23 protein-coding genes, 2 pseudogenes and 1 riboswitch are annotated in these 25,276 nt (G+C 69.2%); of the genes and pseudogenes, 9 read left to right on the plus strand and 16 right to left on the minus strand.

The features are described 5' to 3' along the window. The first annotated feature begins 24 nt into the window (after nt 1-24). The 3 genes and pseudogenes from AOZ06_RS32665 to AOZ06_RS32675 all read left to right on the plus strand — a co-directional run bounded on the left by AOZ06_RS32665 (nt 25) and on the right by AOZ06_RS32675 (nt 2,168). A complete protein-coding gene (locus AOZ06_RS32665; protein ID WP_054292909.1) occupies nt 25-819 on the plus strand; it encodes an SDR family oxidoreductase in 795 nt (264 codons plus the stop codon). 151 nt (nt 820-970) lie between these two features. Then, nucleotides 971-1,222, plus strand: a pseudogene (locus AOZ06_RS62265) (fibronectin type III domain-containing protein); the annotation flags it as partial. Nucleotides 1,223-1,703: 481 nt separating this feature from the next. After that, nucleotides 1,704-2,168, plus strand: coding sequence for a GtrA family protein (locus tag AOZ06_RS32675; RefSeq protein ID WP_236951812.1), 465 nt, complete (start codon nt 1,704-1,706; stop codon nt 2,166-2,168). 20 nt (nt 2,169-2,188) lie between these two features. Here AOZ06_RS32675 and AOZ06_RS32680 read toward each other — a convergent pair whose 3' ends face one another. Together AOZ06_RS32680 and AOZ06_RS32685 are read right to left on the minus strand one after the other, a co-directional pair. After that, nucleotides 2,189-2,503 (minus strand): DMT family transporter, encoded by a 315-nt coding sequence (locus AOZ06_RS32680; protein WP_054292911.1) that lies wholly within the window; start codon nt 2,501-2,503, stop codon nt 2,189-2,191. A gap of 32 nt (nt 2,504-2,535) precedes the next feature. Beyond that, a riboswitch (guanidine-III (ykkC-III) riboswitch) is annotated at nt 2,536-2,599 on the minus strand. Continuing rightward, the gene (locus AOZ06_RS32685; protein ID WP_054292912.1) at nt 2,600-3,736 is read right to left on the minus strand and encodes a cytochrome P450 family protein; all 1,137 of its coding nucleotides are present in this window, start codon (nt 3,734-3,736) and stop codon (nt 2,600-2,602) included. It abuts the riboswitch before it with no gap. A 104-nt stretch (nt 3,737-3,840) separates the two neighbouring features. Here AOZ06_RS32685 and AOZ06_RS32690 point away from each other — a divergent pair, with 104 nt between their 5' ends. Next, nucleotides 3,841-4,392, plus strand: a complete 552-nt coding sequence (locus AOZ06_RS32690; RefSeq protein ID WP_063810474.1) for a TetR/AcrR family transcriptional regulator — start codon at nt 3,841-3,843, stop codon at nt 4,390-4,392. A gap of 6 nt (nt 4,393-4,398) precedes the next feature. On the opposite strand, the gene AOZ06_RS54795 is transcribed toward AOZ06_RS32690, so the two are convergent. Continuing rightward, nucleotides 4,399-4,581 carry a DUF397 domain-containing protein gene (locus tag AOZ06_RS54795; protein WP_083472088.1) on the minus strand — a complete coding sequence of 61 codons (183 nt, stop codon included), beginning with the start codon at nt 4,579-4,581 and terminating at the stop codon, nt 4,399-4,401. A gap of 18 nt (nt 4,582-4,599) precedes the next feature. Further along, entirely contained in the window at nt 4,600-5,442 is an 843-nt protein-coding gene (locus AOZ06_RS32695) for a helix-turn-helix domain-containing protein (RefSeq protein ID WP_236951813.1), read from the minus strand. A 79-nt stretch (nt 5,443-5,521) separates the two neighbouring features. Here AOZ06_RS32695 and AOZ06_RS32700 point away from each other — a divergent pair, with 79 nt between their 5' ends. Further along, the gene (locus tag AOZ06_RS32700; protein WP_054292915.1) at nt 5,522-6,061 is read left to right on the plus strand and encodes a TetR/AcrR family transcriptional regulator; all 540 of its coding nucleotides are present in this window, start codon (nt 5,522-5,524) and stop codon (nt 6,059-6,061) included. Beyond that, nucleotides 6,058-7,299: an MFS transporter gene (locus tag AOZ06_RS32705; RefSeq protein ID WP_054292916.1), complete on the plus strand. Its 1,242-nt coding sequence runs from the start codon at nt 6,058-6,060 to the stop codon at nt 7,297-7,299. Before AOZ06_RS32700 ends, AOZ06_RS32705 begins: the two co-directional genes overlap by 4 nt. Here the strand turns inward: AOZ06_RS32705 and AOZ06_RS54800 are convergent. Both AOZ06_RS54800 and AOZ06_RS32720 read right to left on the minus strand, forming a co-directional pair. Further along, nucleotides 7,197-8,684 carry an amidohydrolase family protein gene (locus tag AOZ06_RS54800; RefSeq protein WP_083472089.1) on the minus strand — a complete coding sequence of 496 codons (1,488 nt, stop codon included), beginning with the start codon at nt 8,682-8,684 and terminating at the stop codon, nt 7,197-7,199. The two genes, AOZ06_RS32705 and AOZ06_RS54800, sit on opposite strands and share 103 nt — an antisense overlap. A 90-nt stretch (nt 8,685-8,774) precedes the next feature. Next, nucleotides 8,775-9,227 (minus strand): SMI1/KNR4 family protein, encoded by a 453-nt coding sequence (locus AOZ06_RS32720; RefSeq protein ID WP_157233387.1) that lies wholly within the window; start codon nt 9,225-9,227, stop codon nt 8,775-8,777. A gap of 24 nt (nt 9,228-9,251) precedes the next feature. On the opposite strand from AOZ06_RS32720, the gene AOZ06_RS32725 reads away from it, so the two are divergent. Beyond that, entirely contained in the window at nt 9,252-10,139 is an 888-nt protein-coding gene (locus AOZ06_RS32725; protein WP_054292920.1) for an RNA polymerase subunit sigma-70, read from the plus strand. 52 nt (nt 10,140-10,191) lie between these two features. Next, on the plus strand, nt 10,192-10,944 hold the full coding sequence (locus tag AOZ06_RS32730; protein WP_054292921.1) for an SDR family NAD(P)-dependent oxidoreductase: 753 nt from the start codon (nt 10,192-10,194) through the stop codon (nt 10,942-10,944). A 539-nt stretch (nt 10,945-11,483) separates the two neighbouring features. Here AOZ06_RS32730 and AOZ06_RS32735 read toward each other — a convergent pair. From AOZ06_RS32735 to AOZ06_RS32775, 10 genes and pseudogenes are all read right to left on the minus strand, one after another. After that, complete coding sequence (locus AOZ06_RS32735) at nt 11,484-14,222, minus strand: ATP-binding protein (protein ID WP_157233388.1); 2,739 nt, start codon at nt 14,220-14,222, stop codon at nt 11,484-11,486. Between the two features lie 11 nt (nt 14,223-14,233). Then, nucleotides 14,234-16,966, minus strand: coding sequence for an ATP-binding protein (locus AOZ06_RS32740; RefSeq protein WP_157233389.1), 2,733 nt, complete (start codon nt 16,964-16,966; stop codon nt 14,234-14,236). Nucleotides 16,967-16,977: 11 nt separating this feature from the next. Next, nucleotides 16,978-17,910 carry a helix-turn-helix domain-containing protein gene (locus tag AOZ06_RS61505; RefSeq protein ID WP_470303358.1) on the minus strand — a complete coding sequence of 311 codons (933 nt, stop codon included), beginning with the start codon at nt 17,908-17,910 and terminating at the stop codon, nt 16,978-16,980. Nucleotides 17,911-17,940: 30 nt separating this feature from the next. Continuing rightward, nucleotides 17,941-18,413 (minus strand): annotated as a pseudogene (locus AOZ06_RS62510) (ATP-binding protein); the annotation flags it as partial. Then, nucleotides 18,385-20,595 (minus strand): molybdopterin-dependent oxidoreductase, encoded by a 2,211-nt coding sequence (locus AOZ06_RS32750; protein WP_054292925.1) that lies wholly within the window; start codon nt 20,593-20,595, stop codon nt 18,385-18,387. The pseudogene AOZ06_RS62510 and the gene AOZ06_RS32750, both read right to left, overlap by 29 nt. A 75-nt stretch (nt 20,596-20,670) precedes the next feature. Beyond that, nucleotides 20,671-21,204 carry a DUF1707 SHOCT-like domain-containing protein gene (locus AOZ06_RS32755; protein ID WP_054292926.1) on the minus strand — a complete coding sequence of 178 codons (534 nt, stop codon included), beginning with the start codon at nt 21,202-21,204 and terminating at the stop codon, nt 20,671-20,673. 53 nt (nt 21,205-21,257) lie between these two features. Further along, the gene (locus AOZ06_RS32760) at nt 21,258-21,785 is read right to left on the minus strand and encodes a hypothetical protein (RefSeq protein WP_236951814.1); all 528 of its coding nucleotides are present in this window, start codon (nt 21,783-21,785) and stop codon (nt 21,258-21,260) included. Between the two features lies 1 nt (nt 21,786). Further along, complete coding sequence (locus AOZ06_RS32765) at nt 21,787-22,791, minus strand: hypothetical protein (protein ID WP_054292927.1); 1,005 nt, start codon at nt 22,789-22,791, stop codon at nt 21,787-21,789. After that, nucleotides 22,788-23,237, minus strand: coding sequence for a hypothetical protein (locus AOZ06_RS32770; RefSeq protein ID WP_157233390.1), 450 nt, complete (start codon nt 23,235-23,237; stop codon nt 22,788-22,790). Before AOZ06_RS32770 ends, AOZ06_RS32765 begins: the two co-directional genes overlap by 4 nt. Beyond that, on the minus strand, nt 23,168-24,436 hold the full coding sequence (locus AOZ06_RS32775; protein WP_054292929.1) for a hypothetical protein: 1,269 nt from the start codon (nt 24,434-24,436) through the stop codon (nt 23,168-23,170). The genes AOZ06_RS32770 and AOZ06_RS32775 overlap by 70 nt, the downstream gene beginning before the upstream one ends. Before the next feature lie 242 nt (nt 24,437-24,678). Here AOZ06_RS32775 and AOZ06_RS32780 point away from each other — a divergent pair, with 242 nt between their 5' ends. Then, nucleotides 24,679-25,242, plus strand: a complete 564-nt coding sequence (locus AOZ06_RS32780; RefSeq protein WP_054292930.1) for a TIGR03086 family metal-binding protein — start codon at nt 24,679-24,681, stop codon at nt 25,240-25,242. Nucleotides 25,243-25,276 lie beyond the last annotated feature (34 nt).

Genomic DNA, 25,276 nt, shown 5'->3' on the forward strand with positions numbered 1-25,276 from the left:
GTTGAAGTCACTAAAATCACCCTCATGGATTTCGGCGGCAGGCACGTCCTGATCACCGGCGCTGCCAGCGGGATCGGTGCCGCGCTGGCGGACCGGTTCGCCAAGGAGGGGCCACGCGGTATCACCGTCGTGGACAAGGACATCGACGCCGTCCGGGTGACGGCGTCGCGAGTGGACGGTCTGGCCGTGCAGGCGGACGTCGGCGGCGAGCCGGAGATCCGCCGGCTCATCGCCGCGGCCGAGCACGAGTTCGGGCCGGTCGACGTGTACTTCTCCAACGCGGGGATGCCGTTGCCCGTCGGCGGTGTCGAAGTCGGTGACGACGGCTGGCACCAGCAGTGGAACGTGCACGTGATGTCACACGTCTGGGCGATGCGCGCACTGCTGCCCGCGATGATCGACCGCGGTGAGGGGTATCTGGTCAACACAGCGTCTGCCGCGGGCCTGATCATGTCGCCGGGCGCGGCGCCCTACACCGTGACCAAGCACGCCGCTCTGGGCCTCGCGGAATCGTATGCCGTGATGTACAGCCACACCGGGGTGCGGTTCTCGTGCCTGTGCCCGGGCCTGGTCGAGACGCCGATGATGAGCGAGGTGGACGAAGGACCCGTCGGCCGCGCGGTCCGCATGGGCCTGGCCGATCGCGCGCTCGACCCGTGCGAGGTCGCGGACATCGCCGTCCGCGGCATGCAGGAGGAGCGGTTCCTGCTGCACACCCATCCCGTGGAGATCACCATGGCCGCCCGGCTGCGTGCTGTCGAGCCCGAGATCTACCTCGGGGCGATGCAGGAGCTCTGGACCGCGGCGCAGCACGGTTGACAAGCACGTCATCATTGATTAGGCAAGTTTGTTAACTATCGTGGCACGCCGCCAGTGCTCCGCGCAGCGGGGTGCTGTCGCGTGGCCGAAAGGGCGAACGCGGATGGGATGACACACATCCCTGGTCCTCACGGCGGCCGTGACCTCGATCATGGCCGCCCTCCCCGCAACAGCCGCCGCTGCCCCACCCGCACCGACCGGTGTGCGCACGTTCAGCGTCACCGGAACCTCGGTGACACTCGAGTGGGACACCTCCCGGGGCGCCTCCGAGTACGAGGTCCGCTGGACCGGATCGTCCAAGGTCGTCGCCGCGACCATCCCGAACGCGGTGATCCCCGGCCTCACGCCGGCGACGGCGTACACCTTCCGCGTGCGAGCCAAGGACTCGAGCGGGTCCTCAGCGAACTCCGCACCCGACCAAGAGCGACCCCGGCGGCGGCAACGGCCCGTCCGCCGGGGTGGCGCACGCTCGTCCAGCTACGGCATCAGCCCCTTCCCCAGCCCCTGCGGCTGGGAGAAGGCGACCAAGCAGATGAGCGGGTACTTCCCCGGGTCGGCGTCCGCGAACGTCTGGGTCGTCGGCAACATCTCCAGCAACGGCGTCGCACTGCAGTTCCCCCACCCGGGCGACGGCCGCGACTACGGTTCCACGATCAAGTTCGCGAGCAGCGACAAGCACGAGCCGTTCGTCGACTACTTCGACACCCACGGAATCAAGGTGTGGCTGCGGGTCGAGTCGGGCTTCGCCGACGTGCCGACCCTGATCGACCTGGTGCTGAAGCGCTACAAGCACCATCCTGGCTCGTCGAGGCGCTCGCACCGAGTTCCCCCGCACGTTGATCCAGCGTCGCTTTCCCGACATCTCCGCTTGCCAGGCTGCCGCCGTGCACACCACTGCGGCGGAGGAGCGGGGCCGCAAATTCAACTCCGTCATGGCCACGATCGCCGCCCGGCTGCCGTTCGGGCTCAACCGCGTCGTGCCGCCGAGCCTGCTGGGTTTCGCCGTCATCAACAGCTTCACGTTCGGCGTCGACCTCGTGCTGCTCAGCCTCCTGCACGGAGTGTTCGACATCGTGCTGTGGCTGAGCATCACGATTGCCTACGCGTTCGCGTTCGCTCTCAGCTACACCCTCAACCGGACGTTCAACTTCCGCTCACACGCACCCGTCGGCCCGCAGTTCGGCATCTACGTCGTCGTTGTCGTCGTCAACTACCTCGCGTGGATTCTCGGCGTGGGCAACGGGCTCGCCGCACTCGGTGTCGACTACCGGCTCGCCCGGCTGGCCGCCGGGGCGTGTGAGGCCGTGTACATGTACGCGGCGATGCGGTGGATCGTCTTCCGTACATGAACGACCCGAGGTGAGTGTCCTCAGTGGAGGAACTTCAGGCCGGCGACACCCGCCACGATCAGCACCAGGCACGTGATCCGGCTCGCTGACACCGGATCGCCCATCGCCAGCATGCCGTAGACGGCCGTTCCGATGGCGCCGATCCCGACCCAGACGGCGTAACCCGTGCCAACCGGTATGGTTCGCAGCGCGTAACCCAGACCAGCCATGCTGATCACGAGTGCGACGACGAACACAACGGTGGCAAGCGGTTTCGACAGCCCGCGCGACGCGCTCAGCGCCGCAGCCCACACCGTCTCGAACAAACCTGATATGACAAGCGCCAACCATGCCATGACGACCTCCGCAGTAATGCAACGACTCCATCACTGCGCCGTCTTCGCGTAACCGGGTACGACGCGCTCGTCCGGGCCGTGCAACCACGGCAATATCTAAGTTAGCACGGGTAGCGACACCAAGGACCGCAGAATCGGGTTCACCTCCCACTGCAGCTCGTCCACCGGCACGGCCAGGCGCAGATCAGGGAACCGCGCCACCAGGGTGCCGATCGCCACTTGCGCCTCCATCCGTGCCAGCGCCGCTCCGACGCAGAAGTGCACGCCGTGCCCGAAACCCAGGTGCTGGTTGTCGGTGCGTGTGATGTCCAGGCGTTCTGGATCCAGGAAACGGGACGCGTCACGGTTGGCCGCCGCGACGACGACGTGCACCATGTCGCCCGCCGGAATGGTGGCGCCCGCCACTTCCACCTCGTCCACCGTGATCCGGGGCAACGAGACCTGTAGCGGACCGTCGTGCCTGAGCAGTTCCTCGATCGCCTGCGGCAACAGCTCGGGCCTGGCACGCAGCAACGCGAGCTGATCCGGGTTCGTCAGCAACGCCAGCACACCGTTGCTGATCAGGTTCACGGTGGTCGTGTGCCCCGCCAGCAGCAACAGCATCAACATGCTGATCAGCTCTTCGTGGTCCAACTCACCCGCGCGCACGAGCGCGCGGGTCAGATCCGGCTGGTCCTCCACCGACCTGTCGTCGGCCTTCAGCTCGGCGAGCAGCGTCTCGAAGTACGCCCGCAACGCCTTTCCGCCGTGCGCCACCTTGTCCCGGTCGGCGGTCGGATCCATGCCCATCGCCAGTTCGGCGCCCCAGACACGGAAGTCGGCACGGTCCTCCTCTGGAAGTCCGAGCAGCTCGCACATGATCGTCATCGGCAACGGGAAAGCCAGCGCGTCGATCAGGTCCACCTCACCGGACACGGTGTCCAGCAGCGCATCCGTGATTTCCTGCGCACGTGGTCGCAGGTTTTCCACGCGCCGGGGCGTGAACGCCTTCTTGATCTGCCCACGCAGGCGCGTGTGGTTCGGCGGGTCCTCGTCGAGCAGGTGACGCCCCATCGACATACCGGCGCGGTTCTTCCACGCGAGCTCACGCAACGCCTCCGGCCCTTTGCGTTCGTCACGCGACAACCGCGGATCCGAGAGCAACGCCCGGCCCTCCTCGAAGCCGCTGACCAACCATGTCGTCCCGATTCCCGGAACCTCGAGCGACTGCACGACCTGTTCGTTAATGGACATGTGTCCGATACTGGAGTACCAACAAAGACGCAGGCCAGAGACAAATTCTCGGCACCGTCCGGTACCGGACGGATCAACCGGGATTGTTCGGGAACGAGGAGCGGATGATCGACAGGAGAGTGCGCCGCACCCGCGAGGCACTGCGCAGGGCCCTGGTCGAGCTGATCATCGAGCGCGGCTACGACAAGGTGACCGTGCAGGACATCCTCGACCGCGCGGACGTCGGCCGCTCGACGTTCTACACCCACTTCCACGGCAAGGAAGACCTGCTGTTGAGCGGGTTCGAGGGCATCAAAGCGGAAATGGCGGCCTGCGCGGACCCCGACGACCCGCTGAGCCCGCTCCGCGCGGTCTTCCGGCACGCGAACGGCAGCCGTGAACTGTTCGCCGCGACAGTGATGAAGCACGAGCCCGCGCTGCTCGTCGTGCGCCGCGACCTGACCACGACCCTCGCCGACCACCTCCGGCCGCACCTGCCCGCCGAAGACTTGGACCTGGTCACCGCGTTCGTGGTCCGCGGCGTGGCGGCGACGGTCGGCTGGTGGCTGGGCACCAAGGCACCGCTGACAGCGGACCAGGCCTACGAACGCTTCCGCAGCCTGACCATGTCGGGAATCGCGCCGATCATGCGCACGAACACCGAGCAACGATTCTGACGGGGCTCACGGACGGGTCAGCTGACCGCAGAAGCTCTGCCACGTCGTAGCGGGAAAGGTGAGCACACCCGACGCCGGGCGTTTGGAGTCCCGAACGGCGAAGCCAGGCTTCGGGCGCGCCACCTCGACACAGTTCGCATTGTTCTCGGGACCGGAGAAGCTGCTCTTCCGCCAGACCAGTTCATCCATGCACAACGCCTCGCCCCGTCACGCGCCATACAACTCGACCGCCAGTCGTTCGAGCAGTTCAACCGAGTAAGCCAGATTGAGCGCAGTCCTTCGCAGCTGCTCGAACCGAAGTTTAGCCTCCCCGACCTTCTCAACGTCCTCGATGTGAAGCGAGCCCATGGGAAACTCGACGTAGAGCATCGGAGGGTCGCTGGGATCCGGGAACTCCAACACGGTGAAGGAACCCATCAGTGATCGATGTGCACCTCTGTCGAAGGGCAAGATTCGGAGTGTCACCGCTGGGCGCGCAGCAACGGCAATCAAGTGCAGCAACTGCTCTCTCATCACCACCGCGCCCCCGACCTCCCGGTGCAGCGCGGCCTCGTCGAGCACAGCGTGGATCTTCAGCGGTCGCTCTTCATCGGTCAACCTGGCTTGGCGAATGCGCCTGATCTTGTGTTGGCTCTCCATCCGAGCCGGATCCTGACTGTGACCGCTACTGAAGACCGCGTCCATGTACGCATCGGTCTGCAGTAGGCCGGGGACCAGCAACACCGAGAACTCGTTGACCCGCGCCGCCGAGGTCTCGACATCCACGTAGCCCATGTCCTCCACACCGAACGCGCGGTACCACGGCGTCTTGGCCGCTTCGCGGGCATCGTCGACCAGTTTCGGGTCGTAGATGTCGTACTTGTCCATCATCGAGCGGGCGAGGTGGACGTCCAGCCGCGTCTCCCCCGTTTCCACCCGGTGCAGCGCACTTTTCGTCTTGTCGAGCAGGTCAGCCGCCTCGCTCAGGGTCAGGCCTGCTTCTTCGCGCATCCGCCGCGCCTTGGCTCCCAGCCTTCTGCGCAGGAACGGCGGGCGTGTCGATACCGTCACAGTGCGTCATGGTGGCAGGCCACGGTTCCAAAACCGGGAATCTCGGCACACCGGTGAACAATGGTGTACGGTTCTGAACATGACTGTTCAGTCGATCCTGGATATCGCGACCGAGGTGCTCCTGGCCAAGCCCAGCGCCTCGCTGGGGGACGTGGCCAAGGCCGCCGGGGTCAGCCGCACCACCCTGCACAAACGCTACGCCACCCGGCACGACCTGCTCGTCGCTCTTTCGCATGACGCCTATGACCGCGTCGAGAAGGCGATGACCGACGCCCAGCTCGACGTGCCCGGTTCGCAGGTCGAGGCCGCCCTCGAGCGGGCGATCACCGGGCTCGTCCCGCTCGGCCCGCGCATCGAGTTCATGTACCGCCAGATCGGGCTCGACGACGTGCCCGATCTCATCGCTCGCTACGAGCAGACCGGCGAGCCGCTTCTGCAGCTCATCCAGCGCGGCCAGGAAGCCGGAGTGCTCCGGTCGGACGTTCCCGACTGGTGGATCCTGGCCTCGCTGGACGCCGCGTTCTACTCCGCGTGGGAGGCCATCTCCTTCGGCAAGCTCGCTCCGCTCGACGCTCCCGGGCTCGTGATGAAGACCGTGATGCGGGGCATCGGGACATGATCGCCGTCATCGGGCTGCTCGGTGCGACCGGGCTGTCCGTCGCGGGCAACGCCATCACGGGTATCGCCGTCCCGTGGCTCGTGCTCGAACGGACCGGCAGCCCCGGTCTGGCCGGGTTGATGGCCGCGGCGTCGCTCGGTCCGCTCGCGCTGTCCACTTTGTTCGGTGGCGCGTTGATCGACCGGTGGGGCCGTCGGCGGCTGAGCATCATCGCCGACGTCCTCAGCGCGCTCGCCGTGGCCGCACTGCCCATTCTGGACAGCACGCTCGGCCTCAACACCACGTTGATCGCCGTGCTCGTCGCTTTGGGAGCGTTGTTCGACGGTCCGGGCATGGCAGCACGGGAGGCCTTGCGGCCCGATGTCGCGCGGCACGCGAAGGTGCCGCTTGAACGGGTGAACGCGTGGGGTGAGGCGCTGGAGGGATTCGGCAACCTCGTCGCGCCGGGTCTGGCCGCGTTGTTCATCGCCACCGCGGGCGCGACGAACACGCTGTGGGTCACCGTCGGCATGTTCCTCGGCGCCGTGGTGCTGACCTGGACGACCATCCCGCGTGACATCCCGCGTGCAGGAGCCCCGGACCACTACCTGCGGTCCGTGGCCGAAGGGTTCTCCTACGTCTGGCGTCAGCCGATGCTGCGCGGCGCCGGTCTGACGTCGATGCTGCTCGTCCTGTTCGTCGCGCCGATCTCGATCGTGCTCACCGCGCAGGCGCAGAGCACCGGCAACCCGGGGCTGCTCGGTCTGGTCATGTCCACGTTCGCGATCGGCGGGATCGTCGGGGCGATCGTGTACGGCGCGATCGCGCACAAGCTGCGGCGCAGGCCGGTCCTGGGGTGGGGCCTGGTGATCACCGGTGCCGGGATCATGCTGTTCCCGACGGGGGTGCCGATGGCCGTGCTCGCGGCCATCGTCGGTGTCGCCGCCGCGCCGATCAACCCGATCACTGCCGTGCTCATCCAGGAGCGCACGCCGGAGCGCCTGCGCGGCCGGGTGATCGGCAGCGTCTCGTCGCTGGCTCTGGTCGCGGGCCCGATCGGCGTCTCGCTGGTCGGCGCACTGCTGGAAGGCGGCACCGCAGGCCTGGCGTTGGTGATCATGGGCGGCGGATGCCTGCTGGCCGCGCTGTACGCGGTCTACGCGCTGCGCGACATCGAGGCGCGGACAGGCCTGCCCGGCAACGAGTCGAGCACCAGTGCCGAATCACGCACCACGAAGGAACCGTTGACCAACAAGTGAACGACGCCGAGCGAAGGCCGGACACCGTCCACATAGGTCGCCTGGTCGGTGATCCGGTCCGGGTCGAACACGAGCACGTCCGCGTCACTGCCTGCCTTGAGCCGTCCCTTGCGGCGCATGCCGGGCACCGCGTCCTCCAGGATCCGGGCGGGAACGAGCGATGACCGGGCGATGACCTCGGTCAGCGTCTGCAGGCCGCGTTCGCGCCACAACGTCCGCAACGACTTCGCGTACGTCCCGGCGCTGCGTGGATGGGCGAGTGTCCCCGGCGGCAGCGGCCATGTCGTCGGCGGAGGCGGCTGGCCTGGCCAGGTGAACGGCACCGCGTCGCTGGCGATCGCCCCGCCGGGGTACAGCAGGGCCCGGTCGAGGTGCTCGCGGCCGGCCGGGTTGGCTTCGTCGAGGAAATGCACGATCACCAGCGCGCCCGGGTCCGCTGCCCGCAACTCCAGCAGGCGTTTCTCGTCCGCGATCCGCTCGCCCGTCGCGACGACCACGATGTCGTCCGGCCTCAGGCCGGATTGCTTCAACGCCTCCGGGGCAAGGAAAGCGGCGCCGATCGCGGTCGACCCGGCGCCGTACGGATACGCCTCGACAGACACGGGCGAACCCTCCGCGATCGCTTCGTCCAACAGCGCCCGGACCGTGTCTATGCGCCGGGCCGACGTGCTGTTGACGTGGCAGTAGTGCATGTGCGCACCGGTCTGCCCCGCCGCGCGGATGATCTCCTTGGCGCCGTCGACCGGGACGCTCGGGTTGACGTCGATCAACGGCCGCGCGTGCGTGAAGGTCGGTACGCCTGCCTGCGCCGCGAGGCCGGCGACGAGCGTGAACTCGTCCGGGTCGACCAGCGGCGCGTACCCGACCAGGACGCCGATCCCGAGCGCGCCGTCGGCCAGGTCCTGGTAAAGCCGCTGGTAGATCCGTGCGCGCTGGGCCTTCGACGCGGGCGCCTGCCACCCCGGGTCGCCGAGGTGTTCCAGGATCGCGTGCAGCGACGGGCCGGGCTGCGCGCCGATCAGCTCGATCTTCCTGGCCAGCGCCCACGATGTGGCGTAGCCGTAGTTCACCGGCCGCCCCTCGGCGCCGGCGTGGGAGTACGCGGCGGCGACCGTGGTCGTGCCCGCTTCGAGTTCCAACGCCGTGGTCACGCCGTCAAGGGCTTGCAGGCGCTGTTCGGGAATCGCCTGGCCGTGGCTGTGCAGGTCGATGAAACCGGGACACACCACCAAACCGGACACGTCGACGCGTCTCGCGGCGCGCAACTGCACCGTGGACACCGCGACTACCCGGTCACCTGTGATGCCGACGTCGGCGATTTGGTCGAATCCGCTTTCCGGGTCGATCACCCGGCCGCCGTGCAGGACAGTCTCGATCAACGCCACACAGCCATCATGGCCGAGCACGGGCGCCGCCGCCGGTGCCGTGCACACCAGTGCGGGCAGGTCAGCCCTTTCGGGATGACCGTCGGCTAATCAGACGATGTCCCAGGTCAGGATTCCGTCGTCGTCGGTGATCGCCAGCCGGGCCCGCGCCAGTTCGCCCAGGTACGCGACCAGGCTCGCCGCGTGCACCTCGCCCGTTTCCATGTCCACGATCTCGCCGGTCGCGGCGATCGCGAGGCAGCCGCCGTCCGCGTCCACTGTGAACGGGACCCGCGGCTCCTGCCATTCCTGCCACAGTTCGAGCGCCTCGGCGGCAGGCACGAAACGGGCGCAGGGGAACAGCTCCGTCGCGCCGGGCTCCTCGCTGCGCCACGGCGGCAGCTGGCCGTCGCTGATCCGGTACAGGTCCAGCAGCTCCCCGGCCACCCCGGTTTTCACGCTCAGCGCGTCGAGGTCCTGTTCGGACGCCGGTGGCCGCGTCATCGCGCGGGCCGCGAAGCCGTGCGACTCGAGCACAGCCAGCCAGTCCTGCCACGCCTGCATGACGGCACTGTATAGCCTGACCTGGTGGGACTTCGCGAGGGTGACTTCGAGCAGCTGGTCGATCCGTTCCGCGGTGAGCTGCGGGCCCATTGCTACCGCATGCTCGGGTCGGTGCACGACGCTGACGACGCGCTGCAGGAGACGCTGGTCCGGGCGTGGCGTGCGATCGACCGGTTCGAAGGTGACACAGTCCGGCCGTGGCTGTACAAGATCGCCACGAACCGGTGCCTGACGTTGCTGGAGAACCGCGCGAAACGCGAACTGCCGACGGACCTCACCAACCCCGGCGACCCCGTCTGGCTGGAGCCGTACCCGTACGACCCCGAGGCCGGTTACCTGGCAAGAGAAGGCATCGAGCTCGCGTTCGTCGCGGCGCTGCAGCACCTGTCCGCGACACAGCGGGCCGTGCTGGTCCTCCGTGAGGTCCTGGGGTTCTCGGCGCAGGAGGTCGCCGAGCAGCTGGACACGACAGTCGCGGCGGTCAACAGCGCCCTGCAACGCGCCAGGAAGGTCGCCACCCCGCGCACGTACGTCGAGCCGGGCCCCGAGCTGCGCAAGGCCGCCGACCAGTACGCGAAGGCGTGGGAGCTGGGCGACGTCGACGGGATCGTGGCCATGCTGACCGAGGACGCGCGGTACGCCATGCCGCCGGTCCCCGAGTGGTACCAGGGCCGCGAGGCGATCCGCGGCTTCCTCGCCACGCCGCTGCGCTACCGGTGGAAGTTCGTGCCCGCCATGGCCAACGGCCAGCTGGCGTTCGGCACGTACAGCCTCAAGGACGAGTTCTACATCCCCATCGCCCTGGATCTGCTGAGCTTCGACGGCGCCAGGATCACCGAGGTGATGTCGTTCCTGCACGCCGACTTCCCCGCGCACGGGCTGCCGGAGAAAATCCCCGCCGCCGGGCGATGAGTTCGGCGCGCCGCCCGGGTTGTACAGGCGAAACCAACCCGGGAGGTACACCGTGCTGCTCGAAGGCAAGAACGCGATCATCTACGGCGCCGGAACCGTCGGCACAGCCGTGGCCAGCAGTTTCGTCAAGGAAGGCGCGCGGGTCTTCCTCGCGGGCCGCACCATGGCCACGCTGGAGGACGCGCGGGAAAGGGTCGGCGGACAGGTCGAAGTGGCCCAAGTGGACGCGACGGACGAGCAGCAGGTCAACGCGCACGCCGACGCCGTGGCCACCAAGGCGGGCAGCATCGACATCTCGATGAACGTCATCTCCGACACAGACGTCCAGGGCACACCGATGATCGAGATGACGCTCGACGACTACATCCGCCCCGTGATCACGGCCGTGAGCTCGAAGTTCCTCACCTCGTGCGCGGCAGCACGGCACATGATCAAACAGAAGTCGGGCGTGATACTCGCGCTCGGCGGCTCCGTCGAACGCAACCCGTCGATGCACGACTACAACTTCGGCGGCATCCAGGTGACGTTCGACGCCGTGGAGTCGATGCGCCGCCAGCTCTCGGTGGAACTCGGCAGGTACGGCATCCGCGTGGTGTCCCTGCGGACAAGCGGGCTGGTCGAGTCGATCCCGGCGGACTACGCGAACAGGGACATGATCCTCAGCAGCATCATCGACCAAACCCTCACCGGCTTGCCCGCCACGCCACAGGACGTCGGCAATGTGGCGGCGTTCGCGGCCTCGGACTGGGCTCGTACGATCACCGGCACCGAGATCAACATGACTTGCGGGACTGCCATCGATTGATCTCTGATCTCGGGGTGCCTTTGTCGCCACTTTTCCTGGCACGTCACAAGCCTTGTCCCTCGCCGGGGGGCTGACCGCTGGGCAGGGAGGGGTGGTCTTGGTCCTTCGTTCGCACAGCTCGGACCCCAGGTGTGTGTTCTTGGATGCGTGGGCGCTCCTGCCCCCGAAGCCCTTCTCTGCGCTTGCGCGCTCGCCGCCCGGGGTTGGTTTGCGTCTTTGCGCGAGATGTCGCGGGCCAGCTTTGCGCCTGCACGCCAGCCGTTGCGCTCCGGCATCCTCGCCCACGCCCCAACACCATCGCGGGCCGGACTTCCGCGCCCGCGCATCCGGTCGGCCTGGCGCGTCGGTTCATCTGCTGCGCACCGCGAATCCGCGCCTGCGCTCCAACCGTTGCGCGTCGGACTTCCGGGCCGGCACGCCAGCCGGTCGTGGACTAGCCTGCACCTACGCGCCAACCGTTGCGGGCTCGCGTCTGCGCTTGTGCGGGGCGGCGGTCTGCTGGGGGTGGCCGCTTCGAGCCGTCGTCGCGGTGCGTGTGCTCACAGCAGTCGGGAGCGGATCTCGGCGCGGTTGGACACGCCGAGCTTGCCGAGGATCTTCTGCACGTGTGTCTCGACTGTGCGCACCGAGATGTGCACCGCTGCCGCGATCTGCCTGTTGGTCAGGCCTTGTGCTGCCAGGCGGGCGATTTCGCCTTCTCGTGGTGAGAGGACTTTGGCTCCGGTGAGGGATTCGGCGGCTGACGCCAGCCTTCGCATGCCCAGTTCTTCTGCCATCGCGCGGGCGGACAGTGCCTGTGCGACCGATTCCTCCGCGTCGCCTGGGCGGTCGCGTCGGGCGAGCACGCGGGCCAGGTCGAGGCGTGCTGTTGCGGTGTACGGCGGCAGACCTGAGCGTTCGTTGTCCGCTACGGCTCGCCGTAGGTGTCGTACGGCGTCGTCCAGCCTGTCGCACACGGCTGCTGCTATGCCCAACGATCCCGCGACCGAGCCCTCGATCGTCACCACGCCTGCCCCGCCGCATTGGATGAGGTCTTCGAATGGCAGCAGCCTTCGGTATGCCTCTGCCGCGGTTTCCTTGTCGCCGAACTCTGCCGCGAGGACTACCAGTCCGCACAGGACCGACAGGCGCCGCATCCCGCCGATCGGTTCGTGCACCTGCCCCGGCAGGAAACACCGCCTGGCTATCTCCGTCCGGCCGCACTGTGCGTGCCACGCACCCACCATCGCGGAGATCATCTCCGGTGGGTGGCACAGGTATTCCTCGTACTCTTCGAGGATCGGGCCCTCGTCGCCGGTCATCCCGTGCACCAGCGCCGACGTCGACACCGATATCGCCATCACCACCGGCCCGCCTGTGTCCTTGACCAGGTCGATCGCTTGTGTCGCCAGGTCCCTCGCGCGGGCGTACCGGCCGCGGGCGTGGGCGATCGCGACCTCGCTGCGCAGGTGGTGCCAGCGGGCGATCTTGGTGCGGACCCTGACGACGGCGTCGTTGATCGGCAACAGTTCGTGCTCGGCGTCGTCGAGCCTGCCGAGCTGGCAGAACGCGTCGAACCGCCACAACCGGCCCCACATCACCGCTTCCGGGTCGCTGTCCGCGCTGCCGATCGCGATCATCCGGTCGCCGAGCGCCAGTCGTTCCCGCACTCCTTGCGGCCCGGCCATCGCGAGCTGACGGGCCCGCAGCGCGGCGCGGATGGCGCGTGGGTCTTGGGTCCGGTCGGCGATCGCCAGTGCCTCCGCGGAAACACCGTCCAGGTCGGGTGAGCCGTGGAAAGCCAGTTCCGCGGCTCGCTGGGCGAGCAGCCGGGCGCGCAACGGGCCGTCGACCAGCCCGGCCAGTGCCTCGTCGCACAACGACTTCCCCAGCGTGGCCCAGTCGGAGCTGCTGACCGTCTCCATCGCCAGTGACACTTCGGCGATCACGGTCCTGTCGCCGGAGGCTCGTGCCGCCGCCGCGGCTTGCCGCAGCGTCTCCTCGCCGTTGACGATGTCCATCTGCCGCAGCTGCGCGATGCCTTGGCAGATCAGCAGTCTGGCCTTGTCCACGGCTTCGGGTGGGGCGGCGCGCAGCGCGTGGCCGTAGAGGTCCGCGGCGTTCTCCCACGCCAGTTGCGCCATCGCGATGTCGGCCGCCCGACGCGCCCACTGGGCCGCTTTCACCGCGTCTCCCGCGGGCAGTGCCTCCAGCCAGTGGTGCGCGATCTCGGCGACGCGGGACGGCGCGTCCACGCGTCGTTCGATCACGGTCGCTGCCCGCGCGTGCAACGCCAACCGCCGCGCCGTCGGCATCAACAACCTTGCCGCCTCACGAACCAGGTCGTGCGTGAACCGCCAACCGTCCGAATCGGACAGGACACCGGCGTGGACGGCCTCGTCCACAGAGGACAGGACGTTGTCCAGCGGGCTGTCGAGCACCTCGGCCACGATCGACGCGTCCACCTCGTTGCCCAGGACCGAGGCGGCGGCCAGCGTCGCACGGCAGTCCGGCGACAAGGCGTCCACCCGGACGCGGACGGCGTCCAGCACCGCGTCCGGCAGGCGTGTCCCGTTCTGGTCGAGTATCCGGCCGAGCTCGGCGACGAAGAACGGGTTGCCGCCGGTCCGGTGGCTGACAGTGGCCACCACGTCCGCGCCGACCGGAGTGCCGGTCAGCCCGGCGAGCTGGTCGGCCACCTCGGTCTCAGAGAGGCCATCGAGGTGGATCCGGGACACGGTGTCCTCACGGACCAGCGACGCCACAGCTGTGGACAGCGCCGCGGGGACCTCGGTGTCCCGGTAGGTGACCACGATCATCACCGGTGCCGCGCCGATCGCCATGGCCAGGTGGACGAGCAACTGCATGGTCGGCGGGTCGGCCCATTGCAGGTCGTCCAGCACTATGAGCACCTTGCCGAGACCGGTGAGGTACTCGGTGACCGCTTCGAACACGCGGAACCGTTCCTCGGGCGAGGTGGCCGGGCCGTCGCCGAACTCCGGGACGACCAACGCGAGTTCGTCGGCCAGCACACCCGGCGCGTATCGGCGGGCCAAGAGCTTCAGCACCTGCCGGAACGGCCAGTACGAGGGACTGCCGTCGTCCTGCACCGCACGACCCCAGCAGATGTGCACGCCGTCGGTCTCGGCCAGCGCTGTCAGCTCGTGTGCCAGCCTGGTCTTGCCGATTCCCGGTTCGCCGGACAGCAGCACCACTTGCCCGGCGCCGTGCATCGCGGTCCGCAGCCGTCCGGTGAGCTCGTCGAGCTCACGGTGCCGTCCCACGAATCGCGTCCGCATGATGACCAAGCCTAACGGCCGATGTGGTCGTGGATCTCCGCGCGGCTGGACAGGCCGAGCTTGCCCAGGACCTTCTGGACGTGGGTTTCCACTGTGCGCACCGAGATGTGCACGGCCGCCGCGATCTGCCTGTTGGTCAGGCCTTGTGCGACCAAACGGGCAATCTCGTTCTCCCTCGGGGACAGTGCGCTCGACCCGGTCAGGGATTCCGCGGCGGCGAGCAGGTACCGCATCCCCATCCGCTCCGCCATGGACCGCGCCGACAACGCCAGCGCCGCCGACTCGGCCGCGTCACCCTTCCGGTCGCGTCGCGCGAGCACACGAGCCAGGTCGAGCGTGGCCATGGCGACATACGGCGGGGTACCGGCGCGTTCGTTGTTCTCGATGGCGCGCCGCAGGTGGCGTACGGCGTCGTCGAGCCGGTGGCACGTGGCAGCCGCGACGCCCAGCGCCCCGGCGACCGAGCCTTCGATCGTGACAACTCCGGCTCCACCGCATTGCATGAGGTCCTCGTACGGCAACAGCCTGCGGTACGCCACGGCGGCGGTGTCCTTGTCACCGAACTCGGCCGCGAGTACCACGAGGCCGCAGAGGACCGACAGTTCTCGCACACCCCCGATTGGTTCGTGAACCTGTGCGGGCATGTAGAACCGCCTCGCGTGCTCGCTTCGTCCACAGCGGACGAGCCACGCCCCGGTCACCGCCGCGATGAGGTCCGAGCCGCGCCCGTGGTAACCGGTGTACTGCTCCACGACCGGTCCTTCGTCCCCGGTCGTCGCGGCGACCGCGGCCAGCGTGGCCACCGACACCGCGAGCACCACCGGCCCGCCCGCGTCCTCGACCAGGTCGATGGCCGACTGAGCCAGTTCACGCGCCCTGGTGAAACGTCCGCGCGCGTGTTCGACCGCGATCTCGGCTCGCAGGTGGTGCCACCGGGCGATCTTGGTCCGCATCCGCAGCGCCGCCTCGCGGATGGGCAGCAGTTCGCTCTCGGCGTCGTCGAGCCTGCCGAGCTGGCAGAACGCGTCGAACCGCCACACCCGGCCCCACATCACGGCTTCCGGATCGTTGTCCGCCACGCCGATGGCCAGCATCCGGTCGCCGAGCACGAGCCGTTCCCGCACGCCGTCAGGGCCTGCCCGGGCGAGCTGACGGGCCCGCAACGCCGCCCGTACCGCACGCGAGTCCCCTGTCCGGTCGGCGATCGCCAACGCCTCAGCGGAGATCACGTCCAGGTCGGGTGAGCCGAAGAACGCCAGCTCGCCGGCTTGTTGCGCCAGCAACCGGGCGCGCAGCGGGCCGTCGGCCATCGATGCCAGCGCTTCGTCGCTCAGCGCCTTGCCCAACGTGGGCCAGTCGGAACTGTGGACGGTTCCCATCGCCAGCGCCACTTCGGCGATCGCGGCGGCGTCACCGGACGCCCTCGCCGCCGCAGCGGCCCGCCGCAGCGTCTGCTCGCCGCTGACGATGTCCAGCTTGCGCAACTGGGCGATTCCCTGGCGGGTCAGCAACTCCGCCCGGCCGGCGTCGTGGAGCGGCCCGGCGCCCAGTGCGCGTGCGTACAGCTCGACGGCGTTCTCCCACGCCAGCTGCGCCAAGGCGGCATCGCCCGCGCGCCGGGCCCATTCGACTGCTTTCGCCGGGTCGCCCGCGGGCAGGGATTCCAGCCAGTGGCGGGCGATCTCGGCGGCGCGCGACACCGCGTCCGGGCGCCGTTCGACGACGGCCGCTGCCCGCGCGTGCAACGCCAGTCGCCGCACGGTCGGCATGAGCAGTCGGGCCGCTTCCCTGATCAGGTCGTGGGTGAACCGCCACTCCTGCGCCCCGGACAGGAAACCCGACCGCACCGCTTCGTCCACTGCGGACAGAACATCGTCCAGCGGGCTGCCGAGCACCGCGGCCACGATCGCCGGATCCACCTCGTTGCCCAGGACCGACGCGGCGGCCAGGACTTCCCGGCAGTCCGGCGTCAACGCGTCCATCCGCACCCGCACGGCGTCCAGCACGGCGTCCGGCATGCGCTCCTGTCCGAGCATCCGGCTGATCTCGGCGACGAAGAACGGGTTTCCCCCGGTGCGCCCGCTGATCGCGGCCGCGACCGACGCGTCGACCGATGTGTCGGTCAGGTCTGCCAGCTGGGCCGCGACCTCCGCCTCCGACAGGCCGGTGAGGCGGATCCGCGACACCGATTCCTCACGCGCCAACGCGGCCAGCGTGGCGGACAACGGCTCCGCTTCGGTGTCCCGGTACGTCACCAGGATCATCAACGGCATCGTGCCGGCCGCCATCGCCAGGTGCACGAGCAACCTCAGCGTGGGCTGGTCGGCCCATTGCAGGTCGTCGAGGACGATCAACAGCTTCCCGACGCCGGTCAGGTACTCCGTGACGGCTTCGAAAACCCGGAACCGTTCCTCGGGCGAGGTCGTGGGGCCGTCGCCGAACTCCGGGACAACCAGCGCGAGCTCATCGGCCAGCACACCCGGCGCGTACCGCCGGGCCAAGAGCTTCAGCACCTGCCGGAACGGCCAATACGAGGGACTGCCGTCGTCCTGCACCGCACGACCCCAGCACGTGTGCACACCGTCGGCCTCAGCCAGCTCCGCCAACTCGTGCGCCAGCCTGCTCTTGCCGATCCCCGGCTCCCCCGAGACCAGCACCACCTGGCCCGACCCGGTCATCGCGGTCCGCAGCCGATCCGTGAGCTCATCGAGCTCACGCCGCCGCCCCACGAATCGCGCCCGCATGACGCCCAAGCCTAACGACTCACGCCAGCCGGTCGTGGATCTCCGAACGGCTCGACAATCCCAGTTTCCGAGGATCTTCCGCACGTGCGTCTCCCCGTGCGCACCGAGATGTGCACGGCCGCCGCGATCTGCCTGTTGGTCGGGCCCTGTGCGGCCAACCGGGCGATCTCGTTCTCCCTCGGGGACAGCGCACTCGGCCCGGTGAGAGCTTCGGCGTCAGCGACCAGCTGCCGCATGCCCAGTTCTTCGGCCATGGCACGCGCGGACACGGCCAGCGCCGCCGATTCGTCCGCGTCACCCGGACGGTCGCGTCGCGCGAGCACACGAGCCAGGTCGAGCGTGGCCATGGCGACGTACGGCGGAGTCCCGGCGCGTTCGTTGTTCACGATGGCACGCCGCAGGTGCCGCACGGCGTCGTCGAGCCAGTCGCACGCGGCGGCGGCGATGCCGTTGTGCGTGAATCGCCAACCGTCCGGATCGGACAGCACGCCGGACCGCACGGCCTCGTCCAGCGCGGACAGGGCGTCGTCGAGCGGCCAGCCGAGCACCGAGGCCACGATCGCCGGGTCCACCTGGGTGCCGAGAACCGAGGCAGCGACAAGCATCTCGCGGCATCCGTGTGACAGACCGTCCAGCCGCACCCGGACGGCACCCAGCACGGCGTCCGGCATGCGCTCCTGCCCGAGAATCCGGCTGAGCTCGGCCACGAAGAACGGATTGCCACCGGTCCGGCGGCTGACGATCGCGGCCGTCTCGGCGTCGACCGCCGCGCCGGTCAGGCCCGTCAGGTGCGCCACGACGTCGGTTTCGGACAGGCCCGTGAGCTGGACGCGCGTCACGGAGTCCTCACGCGCCAACGCGGCCAGCGTGTCCGACAACGGCTCCCCTACTTCGGTGTCCCGGTAGGTCACCAGGATCATCACCGGCATCGTGCGTGCCGCCATCGCCAGGTGGACCAGCAGCCGCAGGGTCGCCTGGTCGGCCCATTGCAGGTCGTCCAGCACCATCAGCAGCTTCCCGGCACCGGTCAGGTACTCCGTGACGGCTTCGAAAACCCGGAACCGTTCGCCCGGTGCCGTGGCCGGGCCGCCTCCGAACTCCGGGACCACCAGCGCGAGTTCGTCGGCCAGCGCAGCGGGCGCGGACCGGCGACCCAGGCCACGGATGATCTGGCGGAACGGCCAGTACGGCGGGCTGCCGTCGTCCTGCACCGCGCGACCCAGCACGTGTGCACACCGTCGTCGGCCTCAGCCAGCTCCGCCAACTCGTGCGCCAGCCTGGTCTTGCCGATCCCCGGCTCCCCCGAGACCAGCACCACTGGCCCGAGCCGGCCATCGCTATCCACAGGCAGCCGGTGAGCTCGCCGAACTCGCCGCGCCTGCCGGCAAGACGCGCCCTCACGACGCCCAAGCGTAAGGTCAGACCACCTTGAGTTCGACCGGGACACCGTTGAACACGGCTGTGCCTGACAGGACGTCGAGCACGGACTCGTCGGTGACTGTGTTGACGTTGACGCCGTCGGTGTTGCCCGCCACCGACATCCGCACGCCGGGCTGGTCGTGGCCCCAGCCGTGCGGCAGGCTCACCACGCCAGGCATGATCTTGTCCGTCGGTTCGACCGCGACCTCGACCGAGCCGGTCCGTGACATCACCAGGACCCGCTGACCGGCGCCGACCGCGAGTTTCTCGGCGTCCTGCGGGTTGATGTGCAGCGTGCAGGTGTTGGAGCCGGTGACCAGCGCGGGCACGTTGTGCATCCAGCTGTTGTTGGACCGCAGGTGCCTGCGTCCGATCAGGACCATCCCGTGCGGACGGTCGGCGAGCCAGGACAGCAGCCTTGGCACGTCGGCCGCGAACTCCGGCGGGCACAGCTGGAGCTTCCCGTCCGCGGTGGACAGCACTTCGGTCAGCCGTGGCCGCAGCGCGCCGAGGTCGACGCCGTGCGGGTTGGCCAGCAAAGTCGTCAGCCGCAGACCGGACTCGTCCACCCCGAATCCCTCGCCGTACGGGCCGAGCCGCAGCGACAGGTCGAGGAAACGCTCCAGCGGGCCGTCGCCGTCGATCAACGGGCGCAGCTCGGCCGGGTCGCGGCCGTACACCGGGGACCCTTCGACCTTGACCGCCTTGGCCAGCAGGCCGCCGAGCATCATCTCCTCCAGGCCACGCGGGTCCGCGGACGCGCCCTGCCCCGCCGCGATGAGCGCCAGCCTGGCGAGGATCTCCGCTTCGCTCGGGCGGCCGTCGGGCAACGGCAGCGCGGGCGACGAGTAGTTGGCGAAGTTGCGCACCCCGAACTGGGTGAGGCCGAAGTCGAAGTGCGGCGACTGGGTCACACGCGGCGGCGGGAGGATCACGGTGGCGTGCCGCGTGGTCTCGTTGAGGTACGGGTCGACGCAGACCATGAACTCCAGGTCCGCCAGCGCCGCGCCGAACCGGGCCGCGTTCGGCGCGGACGACGCCGGGTTGCCCGCGACCGTGACCAGCGCGCGGACCTGGCCCTCGCCCGGTGTCTCGATCTCGTCGGGCAGGGTCGCGGTGGGCAGTTCGCCCAACGCCTCGGGCAGTCCGCGCACCCGGCTGGCCCACCGGCCGGTGCGGAACGGCTTGCGCTTGACGTACGTCGCCCGCGTCGCGGAGCTCGGGAACATCGCGCCACCGGGCCGGTCGAGGTTGCCGGTCAGCACGTTGAGCGCGTCGACCAGCCAGCTCGACAGCGTGCCGAACTCGGCGGTGGTGGTGCCGATCCGGGCGTAGACCGCGGCGGCCGGCGCGGCGGCGAGATCCCTGGCGGTCTGCCGGATGGTGCCCGCGTCGATGCCGCAGGCGGTCGCGACCGTCTCGGGCGTGAACTTCGAAGCCAAGACCCGCAGTTCCTCGACGCCGCGCACGACGTCGGGTACGTCGGCGGTGAGGTTCTCGTCGAAGAGGGTGTGCACCAACGCGAACAGGAACACCGCGTCCGCGCCTGGCCGGATGAACAGGTGCTCGTCGGCCAGGTCCGCGGTCCGCGTCCGGCGCGGGTCGACCACCACGAACCTGCCGCCGCGGGCCCGCAGAGCCTTGAGCCTGCCGGGGAAGTCCGGCGCGGTGCACAGGCTTCCGTTGGATTCCAACGGGTTCGCGCCCAGCATCAGCAGATGGTCGGTGCGGTCGATGTCGGGCACGGGGATCGAGTACGGGTCGCCGAACAGATACCCGCAGGACACGTGCTTGGGCATCTGGTCGCTGGTGCTGGCGGTGTAGACGTTCCGCGTGCCCAGCGCCTTGGCCAGCACACCGTTGAACACGGGCCCGGCCATCGCGTGCACGCTCGGGTTGCCGAGGTAGAGCGCGACGGAGTCGTTGCCGTGGGCCGCGCGGACCGCCGCGAGACCTCGTTCGACCTCCGCGAACGCTTCCTCCCACGACACCTCGGCGAACTGCCCGTCCCGCTTGACCAGGGGACCGCGCAGCCGGTCGGGGTCCTGGTCGAGATCACCGAGCTTCGCCCCCTTGGGGCAGATGAAGCCGAGACTGAACACGTCGTCCTTGTCGCCGCGGACGTCGGTGACCCGGTCCCCGTCGACGGTGATCTTCAGTCCGCAGGTGGCCTCGCAGAGCGGACATGTGCGGAAATGCGTGGTGGGCATGCACGGCTCCTTGTCACACGGGCTGCCAGCAACCTACCGCGCCCGTGTGACAGGAAGCCATTATGTTTCAGGGAGTCACCAGTAGCGGGTGTCACCCGCGAAGACCTTGATGTTGCCCATGGTCACGCGGCCGGTGATGCGCACGACCGGGCCGCCCGTGTTGTCCGAGGCGCAGAAGACGCTGCGCTTGCCCATCACCGCGGTGCCCTCGTCGATCACGGTGGCGTTCTCGGGGACGAACACCATGACCTTGCCGCAGAACGCGTCCGCGGTGATCTGGATCTGCTCGCCCGGCCGCATCGAGGCCAGGTTGAGCACGACCGCGCCGAACCTCGCCTTGGCGCGGACCTCGCGCGTGGCTTCCGGCGCGCGGATGACCTTGCTGATCGTGGCGACGACGTGCTGCGGGGGCGCGGTCTGGGTGGCGACCGGGCCGAGGTCGGCCAGGTGGGGCGACAGGTCCGCCCTGGTCTTGGCCACCCAGACGAGCTCGGTCCGCTCGGTGTGCTCGTCCCAGGTGATCCGGCCGTCGCCGACGGCCGTGTCCAGTACGCGGATGGCCGCCATCCGCTCTTCGTCCGACAGTCGAATCGCCAGGTCCCCGGACATATCAAACCCCTCAAACACTGATTATCTTAGTTGGAGAGATTCTTGCACACTTGTCAGGTCCACGTCCAGGCATCGGCCCTCCGGCGGCTGCGGCCCCTGATCCAGACCACCAGCCCGGCGAACGCGCCGACGATCACCGGACCGAGGCCGATCGTCCAGCTCAGCGTCGCGGACGGGCCGGGCCGAGGTCCGACGGGCACCGCGAGCACCCCCGTACCCGGTCCTTTCGGCCCGTCCACGGTGAACTCCAGACTCCACAGGCCTTCCCTCGGCAGCGCACGGATGTCCAGTCCCCACTCGGTGCGGGCCCGCGGGTGCCGGGCGAGTCGCTCCTTCGGGCCGGTGACACCAGGACCGACCATGCGCACCGTGCCCTGATGGCCGGCGATGTCGCCGTCCGGCACGAACGTGAAGTCCAGTGACCGTTCCGCACGCACCGGCCATTCGCTGAACGACGCCCGCATGTCGTACGGGCCGACCCGCACGCTCTCCGAGTGCACGACCTCAACAGGCGGCGGTGCCGCGTACGCGGGCGCGGCCACTAAGAACATCACCGCGACAGCAAGGATGACTGCTCGCACGTCAGACCTCCGACAGATTTCGCAACGGTGCGCCCATGCGCCAGGCGGCCAGGCCCATGACAGCGCCGGACACCGCCGTGATGGCGACGGTCGTGCCGTCCATCAGGCCGAACTGGACGGAATATCCGAGCGTCAGCAGTGCCGCGCCGACCGCGCCGGTCAGCATCACCGCACCTTTCACCGAGCCGAACCGCTTGCCGAGAGCCAGAACACCGGCGACGACCACCGCGACCGGCAGCATCGCCAACGGCGAGAACGACGCGTACGCCGGGCTCCCGGTGACGAAATCCCGGATCGGCAGGTCGATCCACCCGGCGTAGGCCCTGGTCAACGGCGGAACAGTCACCCACGTGACGGCGTGGACCGCAGCGAACGACAACCCCGTCACCACCACGAGTCCCGGCGACCGGGTGACCGCGGCGACCAGGACCATCCCGAGCACGCACATCAGCGCGACCGCGAAGAAGAACTCGTTGACCAGCGGTAGTTTCGGCGTCGACAGCAGCAGGAAGACCTGGGCGTACGCGGCGACGCCGGCGTAGACCGCCAGCCCGGCCCGGCCGGAGCGGGTGCCACGCAGCGACGCGAACGCCATCACCGCGCCGACCGTCTCCACCAGGACGCACAACGACATCGCGACGTGCGGCGGTGAGGTCGGCGTCGCGTCGAACCCGTACACCGTGTGCCACCACAGGTCGGTGAGGCCGTACAGCAACTCGGCCGCCGCGCCGAGTCCCGCCACCAGGAAGGGAATCGGCGCCTGGAACGTGCCGAGCACCGTGACCGTCCGGACCGCCGGGTCGTTGCGCCGGAACGTCCGGTGGAGCACGACCGCGAGAGATGTGAATCCCGTTGCCGCCGTTCCCAGGTACATCACCAGGTGCGGCGCGGTGAAGAACGTGTCGGGGCCGACATCGGTGTGCCACTGGATGTCCCACGCCATCCCGAAGGTCGCGATGGTGACGCTGGCGAGCAACAGCCACGCGCCTGTCCGTTCGGCTTTCATCCCTGTCCTTCCGTCACCGGGATCTGGACGGTGACCGTCTCCCCCGCCACGTGCAGCGAGACGTCCCACAGGCCGCCCATGGTGAACAGTTCGCCGCCCGCCTCGAACCGGTCGTCCCGCCTGGTGGCCACGACCTGGGGCACGGCGTGCCCCATCGCGGGCATCACCGCGTCGATGCCGACCTCGTCCAGCAGCACCGGGCCGCGGTCGTGCCGCGTCACACGGACCGAGGTCGTCACCGGCCCGCTGCGCGGGCTCGTGGTCAGCTCGACCCGGTACGTCTCGCTGTCGCCGGTGATCGTGGTCGCGGACGTGCCCGACCGGGGCCACAGCGCGAACACCACGGCGCCGATCGCGGCCAGGCCGATCAGGACGATCAGGACGACCGGACGTCGATGATCAGCGGGACGGTCGTCACGGTGAAGTCCCGCTGGTACTGAATCCATCCGAAATACCTCCCTTGCTTGGGAAAGGTGAACGTGAACCGCAGGTGGGGCGGCAGTGACGCGACTGTCTCGTCGGCGTTCCCGCGCATCGGGCCCATCTCGTGCACGTGCCCGAAGTAGTCACCGGTCTCGCCGCGCAGCACCAGGTGCCCGGCCATGCCGAGCCACGGCTGCAGGTCCGCTCTGCCGCCGACCGGCAGCTCGATGGTGTGACCACGACCCGCCACTGCCTGCCTCGGCTGTGTGCGCTCGTCCCCGCCGAGCACCTGACCCGACGCCTCGAACGAGCCGGTGACCAGCTGCGATCCGGAGTTCACGCGTTCGAGCTCCGCGTGCACCAGGTACCGGCCAGGCCGGTCGACAGCCAGGCGAACCCCCAGTTCGCCCGGTGCGACGCGGACCATGTGCGCGTGCCGGAAGAACTGCCCGTCCACACTGGACACGACCAGGTGGGCGAGCGCGTCGTGGTGGGCGATCAGGTCGTCGGCCGGGCGCCCGGTGTTCCCGTCGGTGATCGTGAGACCGAGCCGGAACTCCTTGCCGGTCACCGGGTTCTGGTCGGTCGTGACGGTCGCGTTGACGTGCGGCCGGCCGCCGGCCGGGTCGACCGGGATCGCCCCTTCCGCCTGCGCGGGTGGGATCGCCGACGACAGCAGAGCAGCCGTGATCGCCACGGTCAACGCGACGACACCGGCACCCGCGGGCAGGACGACCAGCATCCGCCGTCTCGCGTGCACAGCCATGATCAGTGCGACTGCCATGAACAAGCCGGTCGAGGCGAAACCGCCGTACGCCACGGGTTCCCAGAGCGTGAGCTTCGACAGCATGACCTGGAAGGGGATGCGCGCCTGTTCCCCGTTGGCCGCCTTGAGCACGAGCTCCCAGCGACCGGTCCGGTCCACGTCGAGCCGGACCGGGTGGGTGCCGCGCCTGTCGATGTCCACTGTGGCCTTGCGCGGCGAACCGACCAGCCCGGCCTCGATCGACGTCCTGGCGACCGGGTCGTGCGCGATGAAGTCGATGTCGAGCGGCCCCGGCACCTCCCGCGTCCCGCGGACCACCAGCGTCAGCTCGTTGCCCGCGAAACTCTGCGCCAGGTGGAAGTCCGCGGTGTCGCTGACCCCGTGCGCCCCGGCCGGCGGCGCGGTCACCGCCAGCATCGCGAAGACCGCCCCCAGCACCGCCAAGATCCGCCCCATGCCACACGAAGTTAGGGCGCGGCGGCATGCGGCCGAATCCTGCGAACGAGCCGCGAGAAGTACTACTTAAGCAGGACCGGTCACGGCTTGGTGCGCTCCGGCGTCACGCACCGTGGCGATCACGGAGGGTATGCGGCAGCCGGCGGCAACTGCGCGTTCCCGCCGGAGTGGTCGCACCAGGTGACCGCCGCCGGCATGTCGCTCTGATGCACAGACGACCAACCAGTGGTCCACTTGATCGCATGGAACTGCTGGACGCTCATGGAAGTGCGTTGAGCGGGTTCGACTGGCTGGTCAAGGCGATCGGCCCGGACGACTGGGCCGGTGCGACGCCGTGCCCCGGCTGGAACGTGCGTGACCTGCTCAATCACCTGGTCGCCGAACAGCTGTGGGTACCGCCGCTGCTCGGTGGCGCCGCCCTCGACGAGGTCGGCGAACAGTTCGACGGCGACCTGCTCGGCGACGACCCGGTCGGCGTGTGGGCCGTGGTGTCCGCCGAGGCCCGCGAGGCGTGGCTGCGGCCCGGCGCGCTCGACCGTGACGTGCACCTCAGCTACGGCCTCGTGCCCGCCGCGGAGTTCGGCTGGCAGATGACGCTCGACCTGGCCGTGCACGGCTGGGACCTGGCCAAGGGGATCGGCGAGACCTCGCCGTTGCACGACGAACTGGCCGAGGCCCTGCTCGCGGTGTTCTCCCCGCAGGTGTGGCGCTGGCAGGGCACGGGGATCTTCGACCCGCCCGTGCCGGTGTCGGTCGACGCGGGCGCGCCCGCCCGGCTGCTCGGTTTGGTCGGACGGCACCACTGACGCTCGCTACACTTGGCAGGTCTTGTGTGGACCC

Source organism: Kibdelosporangium phytohabitans (genome assembly GCF_001302585.1).
Classification (GTDB): domain Bacteria; phylum Actinomycetota; class Actinomycetes; order Mycobacteriales; family Pseudonocardiaceae; genus Kibdelosporangium; species Kibdelosporangium phytohabitans.